Origin of the sequence: Flavobacterium esculini, from assembly GCF_048284325.1 — a bacterium.
Lineage (GTDB): Bacteria > Bacteroidota > Bacteroidia > Flavobacteriales > Flavobacteriaceae > Flavobacterium.
Map to the genome: position 1 here is coordinate 30,139 of NZ_JBLVPI010000016.1, position 18,836 is coordinate 48,974.

Sequence of the window (18,836 nt, forward strand, 5' to 3'; positions counted from 1 at the left end):
TGCAAAGTTGAACCTTTTTTATATCAAGAATAAGTGATTTTTACACTTTTCCTAACGTATACAATTGTTCCATAGTAGGCGTTAAACTTCCACCTTTAGGTTCTAAGGTTATACCAAAAGCTTCGGCATCAGCTGCATTATCTACTGCAAACATTTTTTGATCATTAACTTTGAAATTTGCCAATAGTCCAATGCTTGTAGGTGTTAACGGGTTCAATTTTAATGCCCAAACCTGATATACCATTCCTTCTGGTGGTTCTGGTAGTCCTGCGGCATCTACATAAACCACTTTGGTTTCTTTATTCCAATATACTTTCGCAGAGGATTGAGGAGCAACGGCTTGTCCACCAAGTGCCACAACGGTATTGTTTGCATCTCTCACAACTGCCAAACTCGTTTCGCTAGCTTTATTTTTTAATTGTAAAGCATTCAAATCCTTTTCAATTTTTGCTTTCTCCACTTCGGTATTTACTACCTGAGTACTAGTTTGCTCCAGCTGATTGTATTGGTAACCAATGCCAACTAACAATAGGATTGCTGCTGCCCAACCTATGTATTGCGACCAATTTCTTGTTGGTTCTAATTCGATTATTTTAGTGGCATGTTTAAGCTCTAGTTTGGACTTTATTTTTTCATAATTCGCCACAGAATGGAACGGTGAAAAGCTAGAAGATAATGCTATAATAGCCTTTTCTATAGCAATAATTTCGTCGTTTATTTCTGGATTATTTTTTGCCATGGCGTTCACTTCTTCGTTCTCGGTTTCATTGAGTAAACCATAAACGTAGAGTTCTAAAATCCCGGATTCTATATATTCTTTTGCTTCCATTATACTTTCAAATAATTTCTTAAATCATTAATACAGTTTCGATTGTGAGTTTTAACGGTTCCCAAAGGAATTTCCAATTCCTCAGAAGCTTCTTGTTGGGTATACCCTTTAAAAAACAGTAAATCTATTATTTGAATACACTTGGGTTTTAGCTTTTTTACAAACTCTTGAATCCCAATGCTATCAATTTTATTGACCAGTTTGTTGCTGTCGTCAAATAGATGTACGAAATTATCTGAAGAAAGGTTTTTTTGACTGTTATTAAAATTTTTAGAACGCAGTTTATCAATAGATGTATTTCGGGCAATATTTAGAATCCAAGTATAGAAACGCCCTTTGCTTTCATGGTAGGAATCAATATTTTTCCAGATTTTGACAAATACATCCTGAAGCACATCTTCGGCTTCTTCTCTATTTTTTACAAGAACATTGATTACTGCAAACAAGCTTTTTGAATACATATCATAAAGATGTGTAAATGCCTTTTCGTCTTTCTTATAAATTAATACTAACAATTCATCTTGAGTCATATATTTTTATTTTGCTTTTACAAACTTATACATTCTTATTTACAATTGGCAAATTTTATGAATAGCTACTTTAAAATAAATTTAAAATAAAAATAATTGTATTTTTTTTTAATATTTAAATCATTGTAAATCAACACTTTGTTATTTAAATTAATTTTTTTTTATGATTTTTAAAACCAAAGTGAATACAAACCCGTAAATGCTTCTATAACCTTTTAATTTTAAACAAAATGAAAAAAACAAAAATGATATTAGGTCTATCGCTAGTTGCGGTTTCGGGCTTAATTTTAGTAGCTGCTGATCACGTTGATGCTCCAGCAGTAACAGGTAATGCAGCAGATATTACTGATGTGTACACTTTTCAGGGACAAGACACAAACAATCTTGCATTTGCAGTAAACACACAAGGATTGTTAAGTCCTAATGCTACAGCCGCGGCAACATTTAACGAAAATGTTATGATTGAAATCAACATTGATAACACAGGCGACAATGTTGAAGATTTAGTTATTCAAGCCATCAAAAGAGATGACAAAATGTATTTCTTTGGGCCTTATACTCCAACTGCTACCGGAACTTCTAGTATGATTAAAACGGCAGCCGCTTCAGGAAGTGTAACAATTTCTACTTATGGAGCAACTCCTTTAATTGCGGAGAAAAACGGAATGAAATTTTTCGCAGGACCAAGAGACGATCCTTTCTTTTTTGACTTAGGTCAATTCAAAGCAATCCTTGGTGGAACTGCTTCTGGATTTAAAAATCCCGGTACAGACACTTTTGCAGGAACAAATGTACTTTCACTAGTAGTTGAAGTTCCAAAAGCAATGTTAGGTACTTCAAGTACATTAAATGTATGGGCTGAAACTAAGAAAAAACAATAACTAATTTTATTTTAAAAACGTAAAGACATGAAATCTAATAAATTCAAATTAATAGCTGTAGCAGTAGTTTGTGCAGTTGTTTCAGTAAATTGTGATAATGATGATTCGAATACAGATCCTGTAGCAAGTATTGATTTTTCAGGAACTTTTGTTCAGCAAGATCAAATGGCCAGACCAGCAATAAACACTGTATTTATTGCATCAGGAGCACCAAAAGATGAATTCAATGCTGCTATTCCGTCAATGATGGGCGCTAAATACCAATCTATTTTTAAATCTAGATTATTAGCTTTAAATACAGGTTATACTACTAATGCATTAGGACAAACAGCAGATCAATTAACAGGTCTTTTGTCTACCGATGTTTTAGGTGTTTCAAAAACTGCAAAAACAACTTTCTTTGATGGAACAAATGTTCTTACAGGTAGAGCTTTGGCCGATGATGTTATTGATGTAGAATTGTTATTGATTTTTGGAGGACCAATGGGAACTTCAAACGCAGCACTTACTTCTGACCATGTAAATGCAAACGATAAAGCATTTGGTACTTCTTTCCCTTATTTGGCAACAGCCTGGTAATATTCATAAAAAAACAGAGTTGGATATCTTTAATTTCAACTCTGTTTTTTTTTTTCAAAAACAAACAAACAAACAAACAAACAAACAAACAAAACAGATTATGAAAACTTTAAAAATAATTCCATTATTGGTTTTTACAATCCTATCTCTTTTTAGTTGCGAGAAAAAACCAAGTCAAATTACCAAAACTTCAGATTACAATAAATATCTGAATGTAAAAGGGAATAAATCATTGACTTTTGCGAATAACGAAATTGATTTTTGGCAAAAAAAATTCAATGCCGCTCCTAATCAAATTAGTTATTTAAGCATGATAGCCTCTAATTATGCGACTCTTTTTGAATATACCGGCGATATAAAAAACCTATATAAAACAGAAGAACTGTTGACAAAATCGAATGAAGCTTATAATTATTCAAAAGTTTCTACTATTAGATCTTTGGCAAGAAATTATATTGCGCAACACCGTTTTAAAGAAGCGTTAGTATTGGCAAATAAAGCTTTGTTGATAGGCGAAGGCAAGAAAGAAACACAAAAATTACTCTTTGATGTTCAAATGGAATTGGGAAATTTTTCTGAAGCCGTAAAAAATTTGAATGCCATGCGAGATATGAAAGATTATGATTATCTCATTCGTCTGGCAAAATGGAACGATCACAAAGGCGACTTGAAAACGGCTATAACTTTTATGGAAAAAGCTAGAGATATAGCAGAGAAAGAAGACAATAAAGTCCTTAAAATCTGGTCGTATTCTAACTTAGGCGATTTTTATGGTCATGCAGGAAGAATCCAAGAATCTTATGACAGCTATTTAAAAACATTGGCAATAGATCCTAATTATTCGTATGCTTTGAAAGGAATTGCTTGGATTGTATTTTCTCATGAAAGAAATACTGTCGAAGCAAAAAGAATCGTTGAAGCGATTGAAGTGACACACAATACTCCTGATTTTTATTTGTTGAAATCTCAAATAGCCCAATTTGAAGGAAATAAAAAAGAAGAAATCAGCAATAGAAATGCCTATTTCTCGATGTTGCAAAAAAATAATTATGGTGCGATGTATAACAAATACAACGTTTTAATTTATGCTGATGATAAACAAACTGTTTCAGAAGCATTGGAAATTGCAAAAATTGAAATTGATCACAGACCAACTCCTGATTCCTATGATTTATTGGCATGGTCGTATTTTAATTTAGGCGAAAGCAAAAAAGCATTGGAAATTGCTCAAAAACATGTCATTGGAAAATCATTTGAACCGAAAGTGCAATACCATTTGGCCATGATTTATAAGTCTAATAAACAAGTAGAAAAAGTACAACCTATTAAAGAAGAATTACTTTCCAGTTTGTATGAATTAGGACCAAATTTGGAGAAAAAGGTAAATCAATTATAAATTTCCAAATGAAGAATTTTGTTATAATCCTGATAACTCTTTTGGGTTGCACTACCTATGCCCAGATTCAAAAAGGAATAGTAGTCGATAGTGATGGAAATCCGGTAGAAAATGCCTACATCAATAATGCAAGCTCCGAAAGTCATTCACATACTAATGAATTTGGGATGTTTAGTATTGATAAAACGGTTGTAGGGAATGTTTTGAAAGTAAATGCGCTTGGGTTTAAAAAAATGAATTATACATTTTCTGGTTCTGAACTTAGAATTATTTTAGAAGATGATGTTTTTAGATTAAATGAGATTGTAATTCAAGCAAAACTTTCTGCGATGAATGTGATTTCGAAAATTGATTTGCAAACAACTCCCGTAAATTCTTCTCAGGAAATTTTACGAAAAGTACCTGGATTATTCATCGGGCAACATGCCGGAGGAGGTAAAGCAGAGCAATTATTCTTGAGAGGTTTTGATATTGATCATGGAACTGATATTGCCATCTCAGTGGATGGAATGCCTGTAAATATGGTTTCTCATGCGCACGGTCAAGGCTATGCCGATTTGCATTTTGTAATTCCGGAAACGGTGGAAAAAATAGATTTTGGAAAAGGAACGTATTATGCTAACAAAGGGGATTTTGCTACGGCAGGATACGTTACTTTCCAAACTAAAGATAAAATTGAAAAAAGTAGTATTGGTCTCGAAGTAGGGCAATTCAATACGCTGCGAACTGTAGGATTATTTAATCTTTTGGGAAACCAAAAAACACAAAGCGCTTATATTGCAACGGAGTATATCCTGACAGATGGTCCATTCGATTCCCCTCAAAATTTTAATAGGATCAATCTGTTAGGTAAATATTCAGCCATTTTAGGTGATAACAGTAAGTTTTCCGTTTCAGCCTCCCGTTTTTCTAGTCGTTGGGATGCTTCCGGTCAAATACCACAACGATTGGTTGATAACGGAACAATTTCTCGATTTGGTTCAGTGGATGATACGGAAGGAGGGAGCACATCAAGAACAAATGTAAATGCTTCTTTGAGTAAACCAATTGATGAAAATACATTCGTAAAAGCCAATGCTTTTTATTCAAAATATGATTTCGAATTGTACTCTAATTTTACTTTTTTCCTTGAAGACCCTATTAATGGTGATCAAATTAGACAGAAAGAAAATAGAACGATTTATGGAATGAATGCTGAATTGAATAAGAAAACGAAACTTAATGATGTAAATGTATTGGTGCAGTATGGAATAGGTTTTCGTGCGGATGCTACAAAGGATACGGAGCTTTCACATACATTAAATAGGACTACTACTTTGCAGCAAATTAAATTAGGGGATATTGATGAGTCTAATTTATTCTCGTATGTGAATTCAGAATTCAGTTTTGGAAAATTAATGATTAATCCTGCGGTTCGATTGGATTATTTCAAATTTAATTACCAAGATAAATTGATCAATGATTATGAAACACAAACGGAAAGTAAGGCCAAAATTTCGCCAAAACTGAATTTTATTTATTCACAAAATAACAATTTACAGTTTTATGTAAAATCAGGAATGGGTTTTCATTCGAATGACACTCGCGTTGTGGTTCAAAATAGTGGCAAACAAATTTTACCCACAGCGATTGGAACCGATGTTGGTACGATTTGGAAGCCATTTCCAAAGCTAATTGTTAATTCGGCTTTATGGTATTTGTATCTGGAACAAGAGTTTGTTTATGTGGGTGATGCAGGAATTATTGAGCCAAGCGGAAAATCAAAACGTATGGGATTTGATTTAGGATTGCGGTATCAACTAAATGATTGGTTTTATTTGGATACTGATGCCAATTATACCTACGTCAGAAGTATTGATGAACTAAAAGGGCAAGATTACATTCCGCTGGCTCCAGATTTTACATCTACCGGAGGTTTAAGTTTTCAGAATCTAAATGGTTTTTCGGGAGGAATTCATTATCGCTATTTAAAAAGCCGTCCAGCAAACGAAGATAATTCGATAGTTGCCAAAGGTTATTTTGTTTCTGATTTCAACATCAATTACAAACTTAAAAATATTTCTTTCGCAATAGCAATTGATAATTTGTTTAACACCAAATGGAATGAAACCCAGTTTGCTACTGAATCAAGATTAAAAAATGAGCCAACGAGTGTAGAAGAAATACATTTTACACCAGGAACACCTTTCTTTATGAAGGGGAAAATTACCTATACATTTTAGCTTTTTAAAATGAAGATTAGTTTGTTTTGTTTGGAAGCCTGGTATTTTGTTTGATATCAGGCTTCTTTTTTAACTTGTGTTTAACCAAAATAAATTTTTAACCAACAATTAATTGTTATAATTTTATAAAAAATATAATTATGAAATGAGCATAACGAAAATACGGTAAAAAATACCGATATTGATATGCAAATTCCATATTAAAATAAAAAACAAATAAAAATCAAATATTATCAACTTATGAAAAACGTCTTATTCTTAACATGTGCTATCCTATTTCTTTTTAGTTGTCAAAATCAGGCACAAACTAAAAAGACAAAATTAAATAAAAGTAATACTGCTATGGCCAAAGAAACCATTTATCAATTTAAAGTCGAGGATTTATCAGGGAATATTTTTGATTTTGCATCCTTGAAAGGTAAAAAAGTAATGATTGTAAATACCGCTTCAAAATGTGGTTTGACTCCCCAATACAAAGATCTTGAGGCTATCTATAAAGAATACAAGGATAAAGGTTTTATTATTGTAGGCTTTCCAGCCAATAATTTTGCTTCACAAGAACCGGGAACTAATGAAGAAATTGCTAGTTTTTGCCAATTGAATTATGGTGTGACTTTTCCTATGATGGACAAAGTTTCAGTAAAAGGAGATGATATGTGTGCAATGTATCAGTTTTTGACTCAAAAATCAAAAAATGGTTTGCAAGATTCAGAAGTGAAATGGAATTTCCAGAAATACCTAATCAACGAAAAAGGAGAACTTGAAAAAGTTGTTGATCCAAAAATATTACCAACAGATGCTTCAATCGTTGATTGGATTAAAGCATAGTTATAAAAACAGAATAAAAAAAGCGATTTTCGGGAAACTGAAAATCGCTTTTTTTATTTTAGAAACAGTTGAAAATTAAATTTTCTCATTTTTAAAAATTGCTGCAACAGCTGCTTCATAATTTCTAATACTCTGCGCTTTTTTTATTTGTTTCAATACTTTATGTGGATTTGAAAATGTAGCAGAAAAGTACTCCCATAAATGATACATTTTCAACAAAATATGTGTAGAGCCAGATAGCGACTCACTGTATATAGCATATAAAGTGTCGTGAAAAGCACTGAATAATTCCATTTTGTTTGCAGGATATTCCATAGTATTGCTTTTTATCATACTTGGTAAAAAAGGATCGGAAATTAATCCTCGCCCTATCATCCAGTGGTCTATAGAAGGAAAACGCTCTTGCATTTCATGAAATTTAGCCACCGAAGTAATATCACCATTGTAATAGAGCTTGTGAATCGTGTTGTCGATGCATTGTTGAAACGCATCCAGATGTACGCCACCTTTATACAGTTGCTTGCCAATGCGCGCATGTATGGCAATATTTTTAATTGGATACGTATCTAAAATGGGCAAAACATCAAGAATTTCTTCACTATTATCATAACCCAAACGCATCTTCATAGACACAATAATGTCAGATTCAGAATGTGCTCTGTGAAGGATATTATTAATTTTCTCGGGATTACTGATGAGACCTGAACCCATACCAGATTTTGTAACCATGGGATACGGACATCCTAAATTCCAGTTTAATTCCTTATATCCTAATTCGCGAACATATTTGGCAACAAATAAAAACTCATCGGCATCGTTTGTTATCACTTGTGGAATCACCTCTAAACCAATATTGTTTTCAGGCAATAGATCTCTTTCGTAAGACGGTTTAATGACAAGTTTTCCGTTTAAACGGATATAAGGGGAATAATAGGTATCAATCCCTCCAAAATATTTGTTTAAAGCATTTCTAAAACGAAAGTCGGTAAATCCTTGTAAGGGTGATGAGAGTAAGGTGTAGTCCATGAAATTTTTAGTTGTGCAAATATACCATTCTTTACACAGTTAGGTTTTTTCTGGAGCAATTATGTTTTTTTGTTTAATGAAAAGGACTTATTTATTTTAGAATCAATTGCATAAAAACCAAATCGAGCCAATGATCAAATTTGTACCCTACTTCACGAATGGTACCCACCACTTTGAAACCAAATTTTTCATGAAAAGCGATACTTCCTGAATTATCAGCATCAATAGCGCCAATCATAACATGGTATTCTTGCTCTTTTGCCAATCGAATGAGTTCAGCCAATAGTAGTTTTCCAACACCTTTTCCTATAAATTCCTGGGCAACATAAACGGAATGTTCTACTGTGAATTGATAGCCTACTTTTTGTCTAAATGGACCATAGCTTGCGAATCCAATTGCCCCGTTTTCAAATTCGGCTACAATTACCGGTAAATTTTTTTCCAATTTATCTTCAAACCATAATTTTTGGGTTTCAAAATCATGTGGCTCATAATCATAATTAGAAGTACTATGAAGTATTTCGTGATTAACGATTTCTAGTATTGTGTCAATATCGGCAAAAACTGCTGGTCTTATCTTGATTTCCATTAAAAAGTATTTTCATTCAAATTTAAGAAAACTATTTAAGATTAAAGAAAAACCTTTGCATCTTTGTATCTTTGTTTTTTTGAAACGAAAACAATGATTTACCCCAAAATACCTTTAGCCCAAAGTATTATTCAAATTTGTTTGGCCAAAGGAATCACTACCATAATAATTTCCCCAGGTTCTCGAAATGCGCCGCTAACGATTGGTTTTGTGAGCAATCCTGCCTTTCAATGTTACAGTATTGCTGATGAACGTTCCGCCGCTTTTTTTGCACTTGGAATTGCACAGCAAACGAAACAGCCAGTTGCTTTAGTCTGTACATCGGGTTCCGCTTTATTGAATTATTATCCAGCTTTTGCGGAAGCATTTTACAGTCAGATTCCTTTAATAGTAATCTCTGCGGACAGACCTCAAAGCAAAATCGATATTGGTGACGGACAAACCATCCGACAGGAAAATGTGTTTATAAACCATTCTTTATACAATGCCAATTTAAATGAAGTTGTTTCAAAAGCAAATGATTTTAAAATAAATGAAGCGATAGATTTTGCCTTGCATAAAAAAGGACCAGTTCATATCAATGCACCATTTGAAGAGCCTTTATACGAAACCGTTTCAGAACTTTCAGTGGATGTCATGGTTAATGGTTTTGCGAATTTGAATGCTTTAAGCAGCATAGAAAACATTTCGGAGTTTGCGACTATTTGGAACAATTCAACTAAAAAAATGATTTTAGTTGGCGTAAATGAACCAAATTTGATTAGCGAAAAAACAATCGATTTCTTGGCTCAAGATGAGTCGGTTGTTGTTATGACAGAAACGACATCTAACGTGAATCATCCTTCATATATAAACAATATCGACACTGTAATTACCCCTTTTACCAATGATGATTTTGAGGATTTTCGACCAGAAATATTGGTGACTTTTGGTGGAATGATAGTTTCTAAAAGAATTAAGGCTTTTTTGAGGAAATACAAGCCAAAACACCATTGGCATATTGACACATTAAGAGCGTATGATACTTTCAATGCATTGACGAAACATTTTGAAGTGAATCCCAATACTTTTTTTGAAGCTTTTTTGCCTTTAACGGAAGTGGTAGAAAGCGATTATTTTGAGAAATTAGAAGGGGTCAAACTTTTGCGAAAGCAAAAACATGAAAGCTATTTGGCCAAAATTCAATTTTCAGATTTTAAAGTTTTCGAAAAAGTAATTCAAAGGTTGCCAAAGAATAGTCAATTACAAATCAGTAACAGTTCAGCGATTCGTTATGCACAATTAATAGCGATCGATCCTTCGATTGAAGTGTATTGCAATCGCGGTACCAGCGGAATCGACGGTAGTACTTCCACAGCTATTGGTGCGGCTGTCGCCAATAAAAAACAAACGATTTTCATAACGGGTGACATTGGATTTTTATATGATAGCAATGCTTTGTGGAATAATTACATCCCGAAAAATTTCAAAATAATTTTGATAAATAACGGCGGCGGCGGGATATTTAGAATTTTGCCAGGACATGAAGAAACGCCTGTTTTTAATACTTTCTTTGAAACATCACATGGTCTTACTGCAGAACATTTGGCTAAAATGTATGGTTTTGAGTATAGTGTTGCCAATGATGAAATGAGTTTAGTAAGGGAACTGGATGTTTTTTATAGTCAAAACGAAAAGCCAAGTATTCTGGAAGTTTTCACACCAACATTAGATAACGATAGAATTTTGTTGCAGTATTTTAAAGAATTGATCTAATTATTTTTAGACGGACGTTAAAAGACATAACTAAATGTTTAAATTTGAGAGAGTTAAAATCTATTAATCAAATATTAAACTTTATTTATGAGTGCAAGAGATGAATTAATTGTAAAGTATACAGCTGATTTGAAAGACAAATGCGGCGTTAATCCTGATATGGATTTATTGACAAAAGTTACTGTTGGTTGTGGTCCGTCAATTTATAATGCGGATTCTGCTACAGTTGCCGGAACTCAACAATCTGAATTGAACATGGTGAAAAATAATTTTCTAATCAAGAAATTAGGACTTGCGGATGGCGCAAATTTAGATGCGGGAATTGATGCCGTAATGGAAAAATATGGCCGTTCCAATAAAAATAAATACCGAGTTGTAGTATATTATTTATTGGCTGTTCATTTTGGAAAAGAGAGTGTTTACAATTAATAATAGCTATAAAAATGAAAAGCGCTTTATTGGCGCTTTTTTTATGAAGTGATTTTTCGTTTTACCATTTTCAAACTTCGTACCTTTGCGCTTTAGAAATTGAAAGAAAATGATTGAAATAGGAAAATACAATACGCTAACCATTTTACGCGATACCAAAGTAGGTTTGTTTCTGGGAAATCCAGAAAAAGATCCTGAAGGAATACATGATATTCTTTTGCCTAACAAATACGTTCCAAACGAATTTGAAATAGGCGAGGAGCTGATTGTTTTTGTGTATTTGGACCACGAAGAAAGACCCGTTGCCACAACATTAGAGCCTTATATTTTATTGAATGAATTTGCACTTTTGCGTGTGAATTATACCAATCAGATTGGTGCTTTTATGGATTGGGGAATGGAAAAGGATATTTTGGTTCCGTTCAAAGAACAAGCGCGTCCTATGGAAAAAGGAAAACGCTACTTGGTGTACCTTTATATGGATGAAAAAACCAATCGTTTGGTTGCTTCCAGTAAATTGAATCAGTTTTTAAAAAATGACCACCTAACGGTTGAAAAAGGGGAAGAGGTTGATTTAATCGTTTCCCATATCACTGAATTAGGAATTAATGTTATCATCAACGAAAAGCACAAAGGGTTGTTGTATAAAGATGAAGTGTATGATGATGCGATTCGCACGGGAGACCGCATGAGAGGCTATATCAAAACGATTCGTCCTGATAATAAAATTGATGTTGCATTACAAGTTCAAGGATATCAAAGTATCGAACCAAATGCTGATAAAATTCTTGACGAATTAAGAGCCAGTAGAGGTTTCTTGCGCTTGACGGATAATTCACATCCGGAAGACATTAAAACGGTTTTGAAAATGAGTAAGAAAACCTTCAAGAAAGCCATTGGTTCTTTATACAGGGAGAAATTAATCGAGATCAAGGAAGATGGAATTTACTTGGTTAAGGAATAAAAAAAGAAAGACTAATCGAAACGGTTAGTCTTTCTCTTTTTAATGCTGTTTTAGAATATTAAATTCTATCAGCAATAAAAAATCTAATTCATTCAAAAGTATATTTATTCACTTTTATAATTAATAGCATCCTTAATACTACTTTAAAAACATTAACTTAAGCGTAAATTACTTTTTAAAATGGGTTTGTCTTTAAAATGTCCAAACACTTGCTTGGTAGTTAAGAATTAATTTCACATTAAAAGCCATTGGTTTTGTATATATATTGAAAGATTATCTTCCTGAAATAACTGTATTGTTAGACTCAACTTATTTATTGAGTGGGAATGTGAATCTTTATTTTAAACCGTAGGTGTTACTCTTTATTTTTACTATTGGGGCAAATGGCCTTCTCATTGACTCACTTATCTTGGTTTCAGAAAAAATAGTATCATTTATTACCATCGAAAAAGGAGCGACAAAGTTTTTAATTGTATTCAAAAAAACATTTTTTAGGTTAATAAATCAGTGAAGTAATCAAACTAATCAAGTCACATTCTCCTGATTAGCAATATTTAAAATTAGGGATTATTTTGATGAGCAACTGTTAATATTTTGTTTTTTTTTATTTTTTTAACATTTTCGATTGTTTAATCAGAGAAAGATTACCACAAGCTTCTCTAAAATAGAATAGATAAAATGTAAAAAATGATTTAATTTTACACTGAAATAATTTAAATCAATTGTAATGGATTGGATCACTGTCAAAGAATACGAGGATATAACCTATAAGAAATGCAATGGCGTTGCCAGAATAGCTTTCAACAGACCGGATGTGCGCAATGCTTTCCGACCAAAAACAACTTCGGAATTGTATAGTGCATTTTATGATGCGCAGGAAGATACTTCGATTGGTGTCGTTTTACTGTCTGCTGAAGGACCTTCCTCTAAAGATGGAGTCTATTCTTTTTGTAGCGGTGGCGATCAAAACGCACGTGGTCATCAAGGCTATGTGGGAGAGGATGGACAACATCGTTTGAACATTTTAGAAGTACAACGTTTAATCCGATTCATGCCAAAAGTTGTTATTGCCGTAGTTCCTGGTTGGGCCGTAGGTGGTGGACACAGTTTGCATGTAGTTTGTGATTTGACTTTGGCGAGTAAAGAACATGCAATCTTCAAACAAACCGATGCTGATGTAACTAGTTTTGATGGTGGATACGGTTCTGCGTATTTGGCCAAAATGGTAGGGCAGAAGAAAGCGCGTGAGATTTTCTTCTTGGGACGCAATTATTCGGCTCAGGATGCAATGGATATGGGAATGGTTAATGCCGTGATTCCGCATGACGAATTAGAGGATACTGCTTACGAATGGGCGCAGGAAATATTAGGTAAATCGCCAATGGCTATAAAAATGCTAAAATTCGCTATGAATCTAACAGATGACGGAATGGTGGGGCAACAGGTTTTTGCCGGTGAAGCCACACGTTTGGCATATATGACTGAAGAAGCCAAAGAAGGCAGAAATGCATTCTTGGAAAAAAGAAAACCGAATTTTGAAAAGAAATGGTTACCATAAAAAAAAGTTTGATGCTTAAGTTTAAAGTTGTTTTTACCAATAACTTTAAACTTTTTAAAACTTAAACTTAAAAATAAATTTTATAAATGGAAAACTTCAGCAACGAAATAATAGATATCACGCAGCTTCCTAAATTTGAGGAAGTACCCTTTTTAAGTTTGAAAAAATCGTATTGGAAAGTGATTTTGATTAATTCGTTTGTCGCGTTTCTGTTGCTGGCAATTGGTTTGGGATTTGCGCTGGTAAAGATTGAGGAATTAGTGGCATATCAATTGGAAATTGGTAGTGCTTTTGGATTCTTTATCCTGATTTTTGTTTTCTTTTCGTACCTAAGTTTCAAGAAAAAAGGCTTTGCTTTCAGAGAACACGATGTACTTTTTAGATATGGAATTATTGCTACAAATACAATTGTAATTCCTTATAATAGAATACAACACGTAGCATTGCATGAAGGAATGGTTTCACGTTACTTCGGATTAGCTAAAATTGAAATTTTCACTGCAGGAGGTAGTTCCAGTGATATAGAAATTCCGGGAATTGAGAAAGGACAGGCCGAAAACATCAAACAACTCTTGATGGGTAAAATACAAAAACAACTGTAATGCGGGCCGATTTTAGTCAACCGCAAAGACAGTCTATTGTTGGTGTTTTAGTGCTTTTTTTTGATACTATTCGTCATTTTGGTAAAGCGCTTTGGCCGATACTTGTCGTTTGGATTTTTAAATTCAAAGAACTCAATCCGTTGTATTTGATATTGGGTATACTGGGTGTTTTGTTGGTTTTTGGAATCATGGCCTATCTTAAATATTTGAATTTCACTTTTTTTCTGGATGAAAAAAATCAGGAGTTTGTTATTACTGAAGGCATTTTAAATAAGACAAAAACAACGATTCAACTCAATAAAATCCAGCAAGTAACGATTAAACAGTCCTTTATTCAAAAAATTATCGGAGTACATACACTTGATGTGGATACTGCTGGGGCTAATAAAACGGAAGTGGCAGTCAAAGCCATTTCGCATGATTTAGCTTTAGAGTTGAAAGCGCATTTGCTAGAAAATGAAACGAACAATACAATAGTGGTTTCGGATAAAATTGATGCAAAAATAGAAACGGATTCGGTGCAGATTGAAGAATTGCCTTTTATAAAAATCAGTTTTTTGAGTTTGTTGAAAGTTGGAATTTCCTCTAATTATGTGAAGAGTTTTTTTATTTTGCTGGCTTTCTCTATTACGTTTTATGATAATGTAAAAAGAATTTTTGGCGAATCGACCATCGATGAATCTAAAATTGATTCGTATTTTAAGGAAAATGTAATGTTAGAAATGGTTCCAATATTGATTCTTCTTCTTTTTTGTGTGATTCTGGTTATGAATGTCTTTAGAATGGTTTTTAGGTATTTTGATTTTAGAATCACAAAACAAACGGGTTCATTGTTGCTTTCCTTTGGTTTGTTGAATACAAAAAGTACAATCATCAAGCCAGAAAAAGTTCAAATCGTAGCTGTTTCCAGTAATTATTTTCAAAAGAAAATGAATATACTTGAAATGAAAATCAAGCAGGCAAGCGGAGAGAAAGATGAACGGAAAGCTGCAATTGAAATTCCAGGTTGTAATGCATTCGAACAGAATGAAATTTTGAAATTACTATTTAATGATATCCCTGAAAAAGGATTGGTATTAAAGCCTAATTTCCGACAGCTTGGATTTTCTATATTTCTTACAATTGGACTACCTTTGCTTGTGTTTTATTTTTTACGGGATGAGGTAGTTTCACAATTTCCTTCTTTGGATATTTTGGTTGCTTTTTATGTTGTGTTTGTCGGGGTTATTCAGTTTTTTAAATATAGAAATAACCGACTTTTTATCAATGATCATTTTATTATTAAACAAAGCGGTGCGTGGGATATTAGTAATGAAATTATAGCGCCAAGTAAAATTCAAGCGGTTACAACATCGCAACTTTTTTGGCATAAAAACTTGAATATAGGATCCATAACGTTACACACCGCTGGAGGAAATATCGCTTTTCAGTTGGGAGATTATATGAAAATTAAACAATATGTCAACCTTTGGTTGTACGAAATAGAAACGTCCGATAGTAATTGGATGTAATTAAGGAGTTAGATTGTTGATTCGTTTAACCAAATCAACAAGTAACCAAATCAACGATTAAGCAAAAAATATGAAACACTGGATTGAAGCCGCACGTTTAAGAACATTACCATTATCTGTATCGGGAATAATTGTTGGAAGCATGTATGCTTTGGCACACCCAACGGACACTATATTAACCCCAACGGAAGTTTTTAATTGGCGGCTTTTTGGCTTTGCCATATTGACTACACTTGGGTTGCAAATACTCTCAAATTTTGCCAATGATTATGGTGATGGGATAAAAGGAACAGATAATGAAGACAGAGTAGGTCCAAAACGCGCCATACAAAGCGGTGTGATTACCCCGGAAGCCATGAAGCGTGCTATTATCATCACATCTGCACTGACGTTACTTTCAGCGATGCTGTTGATTTATTATGCATTTAAAGATACTAATTTGTGGTATTCCTTGTTTTATTTAGTGTTAGGAATTCTTTCAATTGTGTCTGCAATTCGCTATACAGTTGGTAATACGGCTTATGGCTACCGAGGATTTGGTGATGTTTTTGTCTTTGTGTTTTTTGGTTTGGTAAGTACTTTAGGGGTGAATTTTTTATATTCAAAACAACTGGATTTTGAATTGGTTTTACCTGCAATAGCTATTGGATTATTGAGCGTTGGTGTTTTAAATCTGAATAATATGCGTGATGAAGCTTCGGATAGAAAATCAAATAAAAACACGATTGTCGTAAAAATTGGCGGAGCCAAAGCTAAAATATACCATTACATTCTGATTGTAACGGCGATGGTTTTGGTACTGGTTTTTGCAATTGTAGACCATTTTCACTTTGATCAATACCTGTTTTTATTGGCGTATATCCCTTTAACTAAACATTTGATTACCGTTTATAAAAATAACAACCCTAAGGAATTAGATCCCGAATTAAAAAAACTGGCGCTAAGTACTTTTGCGCTTTCGGTGTTGCTGGCTTTGTGCATGATTTTCTTCTTTTCGGATTTGATTGTGAATAATTATTAAACTCAAATTAGTCTATTTTAAAATTTAATTCAAATGAAAATAACATTTTACGGTCACGCCTCATTGGGGATAGAAGTTGGTGGCAAACACATTATTGTAGATCCTTTTATTTCGGCTAATCCAAAGGCGTCTCATATTGACATTGACACTTTAAAAGCCGATTATATTTTAATAACACATGCACACGGAGATCACATTCTGGATGTGGAAGCAATTGCCAAAAGAACCAATGCGGTAATCGTTTCTAACGCTGAAATTGCAGGTCATTATGCAACAAAAGGCTTTCAAGCGCATCCCATGAATCACGGTGGCAGCTGGAATTTTGACTTTGGTAAATTGAAATATGTAAATGCGATTCATTCCAGTTCTTTTCCTGATGGCAGTTATGGAGGAAATCCAGGCGGTTTTGTCATTGAAGGCGAACATAAAAATATCTACATTGCTGGCGATACAGCGCTTACTATGGATATGAAACTCATTCCTATGCGCACTAAATTAGATTTAGCGATTCTGCCAATAGGAGATAATTTCACCATGGATATCGAAGATGCTATTGTTGCTTCTGATTTCTTGGATTGTGATAAAATTCTAGGGTATCATTACGATACTTTTGGTTATATCGAAATTGATCATGAAGCCGCCATTCGCAAATTCTTTGATAAAGGAAAAGATTTGATGCTACTGGAAATAGGGGGTTTTATCGAATTATAATGTCATTGCGAGTTTTTCGAAGCAATCTCCAGCTATTCGTTGCAATCTTTTACCACTCTGTCAGGGTTCTAAACCCTGACAGAGTGGTAAAAGGATTTTCACTTCTATCTGGGCTAGGGTTATTGTTGACATAACACTTTGTGAGCCTTGCGAAACACTTTGTGGACTTCGTGTTTAAATTTTAAATCAATCATGCAAAAAAAGAATTTCATTGTTTTAATTTTATTTCTAATTACAACAAATACCATTTTTTCTCAAAAAGACGGTTATTGGGACAAAGCTCGCGCTACAACCGAAGAAATTACGGTTTCCGCTAGAGACAGAATCATTATAAAAACCCAAGATTTCCCTGAAGGCACCACGGAAATAGTGTACAGAATAACACTTTTGGATAAAAATCAGCAAATGGCGGGTAGTTTGGTTTCGGTTTTAAAAGCCATTCCAGACCCAACAGGAATCAGTCAAGGTTCTGCAGGAGCAGTTTTTATCTTATCTAAAATATCGGGAGATGATAAATGTAAATATGCCGTTTTTTCAAGCGGTGATTTGGCTGCAAAATACAAAGAAAACGGAAAAACTGATGACGCTTGTCTGGTTCAGGATACGCCGGTCAGTAAAGATGCCAAACGACTTTCTACAGAGAAATCGGCTTGTATGAAATTCAATTCGGGAAATTTATGGTTTGGTTTCGAAAGTAAAAACTGGATTATGAATCAAAAGATCATACTCGAAGTCGTGCCGTGGGTCGATAATAAATTGAGTCGTGGCTGGACGCTAGAAAATAGAAAAGCAATTATCGATCAATGCAAAACATCTAATTTGGCTCAGAAAATGACCAATTCAGATGATTTTTGCGTATGTATTCTCGATAAAATACAATCCAAGTACAAGTACAAGGAATTTCAGAAATTATTGGCTGTAGAGCGTACTAAAGCGTTTAAAGATTTTGGTAACAGTTGTTTTGGGGAAACTAGTCTTTCAAAAAATATTTATAACGATTTGCGCAAGCAAGCTGCTGTTTTGGCAAAACAAGGAAAGCAAGGTGAAGCTATTCAGAAACTGACGACAGTTATTAATGATGGAAAAGCAACTGCTTTGGATTACAATGCCATAGGGAATAGTTATGTATTGACAAAACAATACGGCAAAGCGATTAAATTCTTGAAAGAAGGTGAAAAACTTGACAATACGGAGTTATTGATAAAGCTGAATTTAGCGCATGCGTATTTATTGAATAATAATTACTCATCAGCGAAAGTTATTTATAAAGAATACCAATCTCAAAACGTAACTGATAGTTTGAGTTGGATACAAAAAATAAAACTTGATTTTGAAACTTTCAAAAAAGTAGGTATTAAAAATGATGATTTTGAAAGAGTTTTGAAATTGATTGATAAATAGCTTG

18 protein-coding genes are annotated in these 18,836 nt (G+C 33.6%); 14 read left to right on the top strand and 4 right to left on the bottom strand.

From position 1 onward, the window contains the following. Window positions 1-40 precede the first annotated feature (40 nt). Together ACNQGG_RS13725 and ACNQGG_RS13730 are read right to left on the bottom strand one after the other, a co-directional pair. Entirely contained in the window at window positions 41-829 is a 789-nt protein-coding gene (locus tag ACNQGG_RS13725; RefSeq protein ID WP_417964867.1) for an anti-sigma factor, read from the bottom strand. Then, window positions 829-1,359 (bottom strand): RNA polymerase sigma factor, encoded by a 531-nt coding sequence (locus tag ACNQGG_RS13730; protein WP_039107274.1) that lies wholly within the window; start codon window positions 1,357-1,359, stop codon window positions 829-831. The genes ACNQGG_RS13725 and ACNQGG_RS13730 overlap by 1 nt, the downstream gene beginning before the upstream one ends. Before the next feature lie 230 nt (window positions 1,360-1,589). Here ACNQGG_RS13730 and ACNQGG_RS13735 point away from each other — a divergent pair, with 230 nt between their 5' ends. The 5 genes from ACNQGG_RS13735 (at window position 1,590) to ACNQGG_RS13755 (ending at window position 7,265) form a co-directional block, all read left to right on the top strand. Beyond that, window positions 1,590-2,240, top strand: coding sequence for a DUF4331 family protein (locus tag ACNQGG_RS13735; protein ID WP_417964870.1), 651 nt, complete (start codon window positions 1,590-1,592; stop codon window positions 2,238-2,240). A 27-nt stretch (window positions 2,241-2,267) separates the two neighbouring features. Continuing rightward, a complete protein-coding gene (locus tag ACNQGG_RS13740) occupies window positions 2,268-2,819 on the top strand; it encodes a DUF4331 family protein (protein ID WP_417964872.1) in 552 nt (183 codons plus the stop codon). A gap of 100 nt (window positions 2,820-2,919) precedes the next feature. After that, window positions 2,920-4,215: a tetratricopeptide repeat protein gene (locus ACNQGG_RS13745; protein WP_417964874.1), complete on the top strand. Its 1,296-nt coding sequence runs from the start codon at window positions 2,920-2,922 to the stop codon at window positions 4,213-4,215. Between the two features lie 8 nt (window positions 4,216-4,223). Further along, entirely contained in the window at window positions 4,224-6,437 is a 2,214-nt protein-coding gene (locus ACNQGG_RS13750) for a TonB-dependent receptor (RefSeq protein ID WP_417964876.1), read from the top strand. A gap of 240 nt (window positions 6,438-6,677) precedes the next feature. Next, a complete protein-coding gene (locus tag ACNQGG_RS13755; protein ID WP_417964877.1) occupies window positions 6,678-7,265 on the top strand; it encodes a glutathione peroxidase in 588 nt (195 codons plus the stop codon). A gap of 75 nt (window positions 7,266-7,340) precedes the next feature. Here ACNQGG_RS13755 and ACNQGG_RS13760 read toward each other — a convergent pair whose 3' ends face one another. Both ACNQGG_RS13760 and ACNQGG_RS13765 read right to left on the bottom strand, forming a co-directional pair. Beyond that, complete coding sequence (locus ACNQGG_RS13760; protein ID WP_417964879.1) at window positions 7,341-8,291, bottom strand: tRNA dihydrouridine synthase; 951 nt, start codon at window positions 8,289-8,291, stop codon at window positions 7,341-7,343. A gap of 91 nt (window positions 8,292-8,382) precedes the next feature. After that, complete coding sequence (locus ACNQGG_RS13765) at window positions 8,383-8,880, bottom strand: GNAT family N-acetyltransferase (protein ID WP_417964881.1); 498 nt, start codon at window positions 8,878-8,880, stop codon at window positions 8,383-8,385. Between the two features lie 93 nt (window positions 8,881-8,973). Between ACNQGG_RS13765 and menD the strand changes: the two genes are divergently transcribed. The 9 genes from menD to ACNQGG_RS13810 all read left to right on the top strand — a co-directional run bounded on the left by menD (window position 8,974) and on the right by ACNQGG_RS13810 (window position 18,832). Further along, window positions 8,974-10,635: a 2-succinyl-5-enolpyruvyl-6-hydroxy-3-cyclohexene-1-carboxylic-acid synthase gene (gene menD, locus ACNQGG_RS13770; RefSeq protein ID WP_417964883.1), complete on the top strand. Its 1,662-nt coding sequence runs from the start codon at window positions 8,974-8,976 to the stop codon at window positions 10,633-10,635. A gap of 87 nt (window positions 10,636-10,722) precedes the next feature. Next, the gene (locus ACNQGG_RS13775; RefSeq protein ID WP_417964885.1) at window positions 10,723-11,064 is read left to right on the top strand and encodes a DUF2853 family protein; all 342 of its coding nucleotides are present in this window, start codon (window positions 10,723-10,725) and stop codon (window positions 11,062-11,064) included. 109 nt (window positions 11,065-11,173) lie between these two features. Then, window positions 11,174-12,028 carry a CvfB family protein gene (locus ACNQGG_RS13780; protein ID WP_417964887.1) on the top strand — a complete coding sequence of 285 codons (855 nt, stop codon included), beginning with the start codon at window positions 11,174-11,176 and terminating at the stop codon, window positions 12,026-12,028. Window positions 12,029-12,755: 727 nt separating this feature from the next. Next, window positions 12,756-13,586 carry a 1,4-dihydroxy-2-naphthoyl-CoA synthase gene (locus ACNQGG_RS13785; protein WP_417964889.1) on the top strand — a complete coding sequence of 277 codons (831 nt, stop codon included), beginning with the start codon at window positions 12,756-12,758 and terminating at the stop codon, window positions 13,584-13,586. An 86-nt stretch (window positions 13,587-13,672) separates the two neighbouring features. Next, window positions 13,673-14,188 carry a PH domain-containing protein gene (locus ACNQGG_RS13790; RefSeq protein ID WP_417964891.1) on the top strand — a complete coding sequence of 172 codons (516 nt, stop codon included), beginning with the start codon at window positions 13,673-13,675 and terminating at the stop codon, window positions 14,186-14,188. Further along, window positions 14,188-15,699 carry a PH domain-containing protein gene (locus ACNQGG_RS13795; RefSeq protein ID WP_417964894.1) on the top strand — a complete coding sequence of 504 codons (1,512 nt, stop codon included), beginning with the start codon at window positions 14,188-14,190 and terminating at the stop codon, window positions 15,697-15,699. Before ACNQGG_RS13790 ends, ACNQGG_RS13795 begins: the two co-directional genes overlap by 1 nt. A 70-nt stretch (window positions 15,700-15,769) precedes the next feature. Beyond that, window positions 15,770-16,720, top strand: coding sequence for a 1,4-dihydroxy-2-naphthoate octaprenyltransferase (gene menA / locus ACNQGG_RS13800; protein WP_416856441.1), 951 nt, complete (start codon window positions 15,770-15,772; stop codon window positions 16,718-16,720). Window positions 16,721-16,753: 33 nt separating this feature from the next. Next, window positions 16,754-17,431, top strand: coding sequence for a metal-dependent hydrolase (locus ACNQGG_RS13805; protein WP_417964896.1), 678 nt, complete (start codon window positions 16,754-16,756; stop codon window positions 17,429-17,431). Between the two features lie 192 nt (window positions 17,432-17,623). Continuing rightward, window positions 17,624-18,832, top strand: coding sequence for a tetratricopeptide repeat protein (locus ACNQGG_RS13810; protein WP_417964898.1), 1,209 nt, complete (start codon window positions 17,624-17,626; stop codon window positions 18,830-18,832). The last annotated feature ends 4 nt before the right edge of the window (window positions 18,833-18,836 follow it).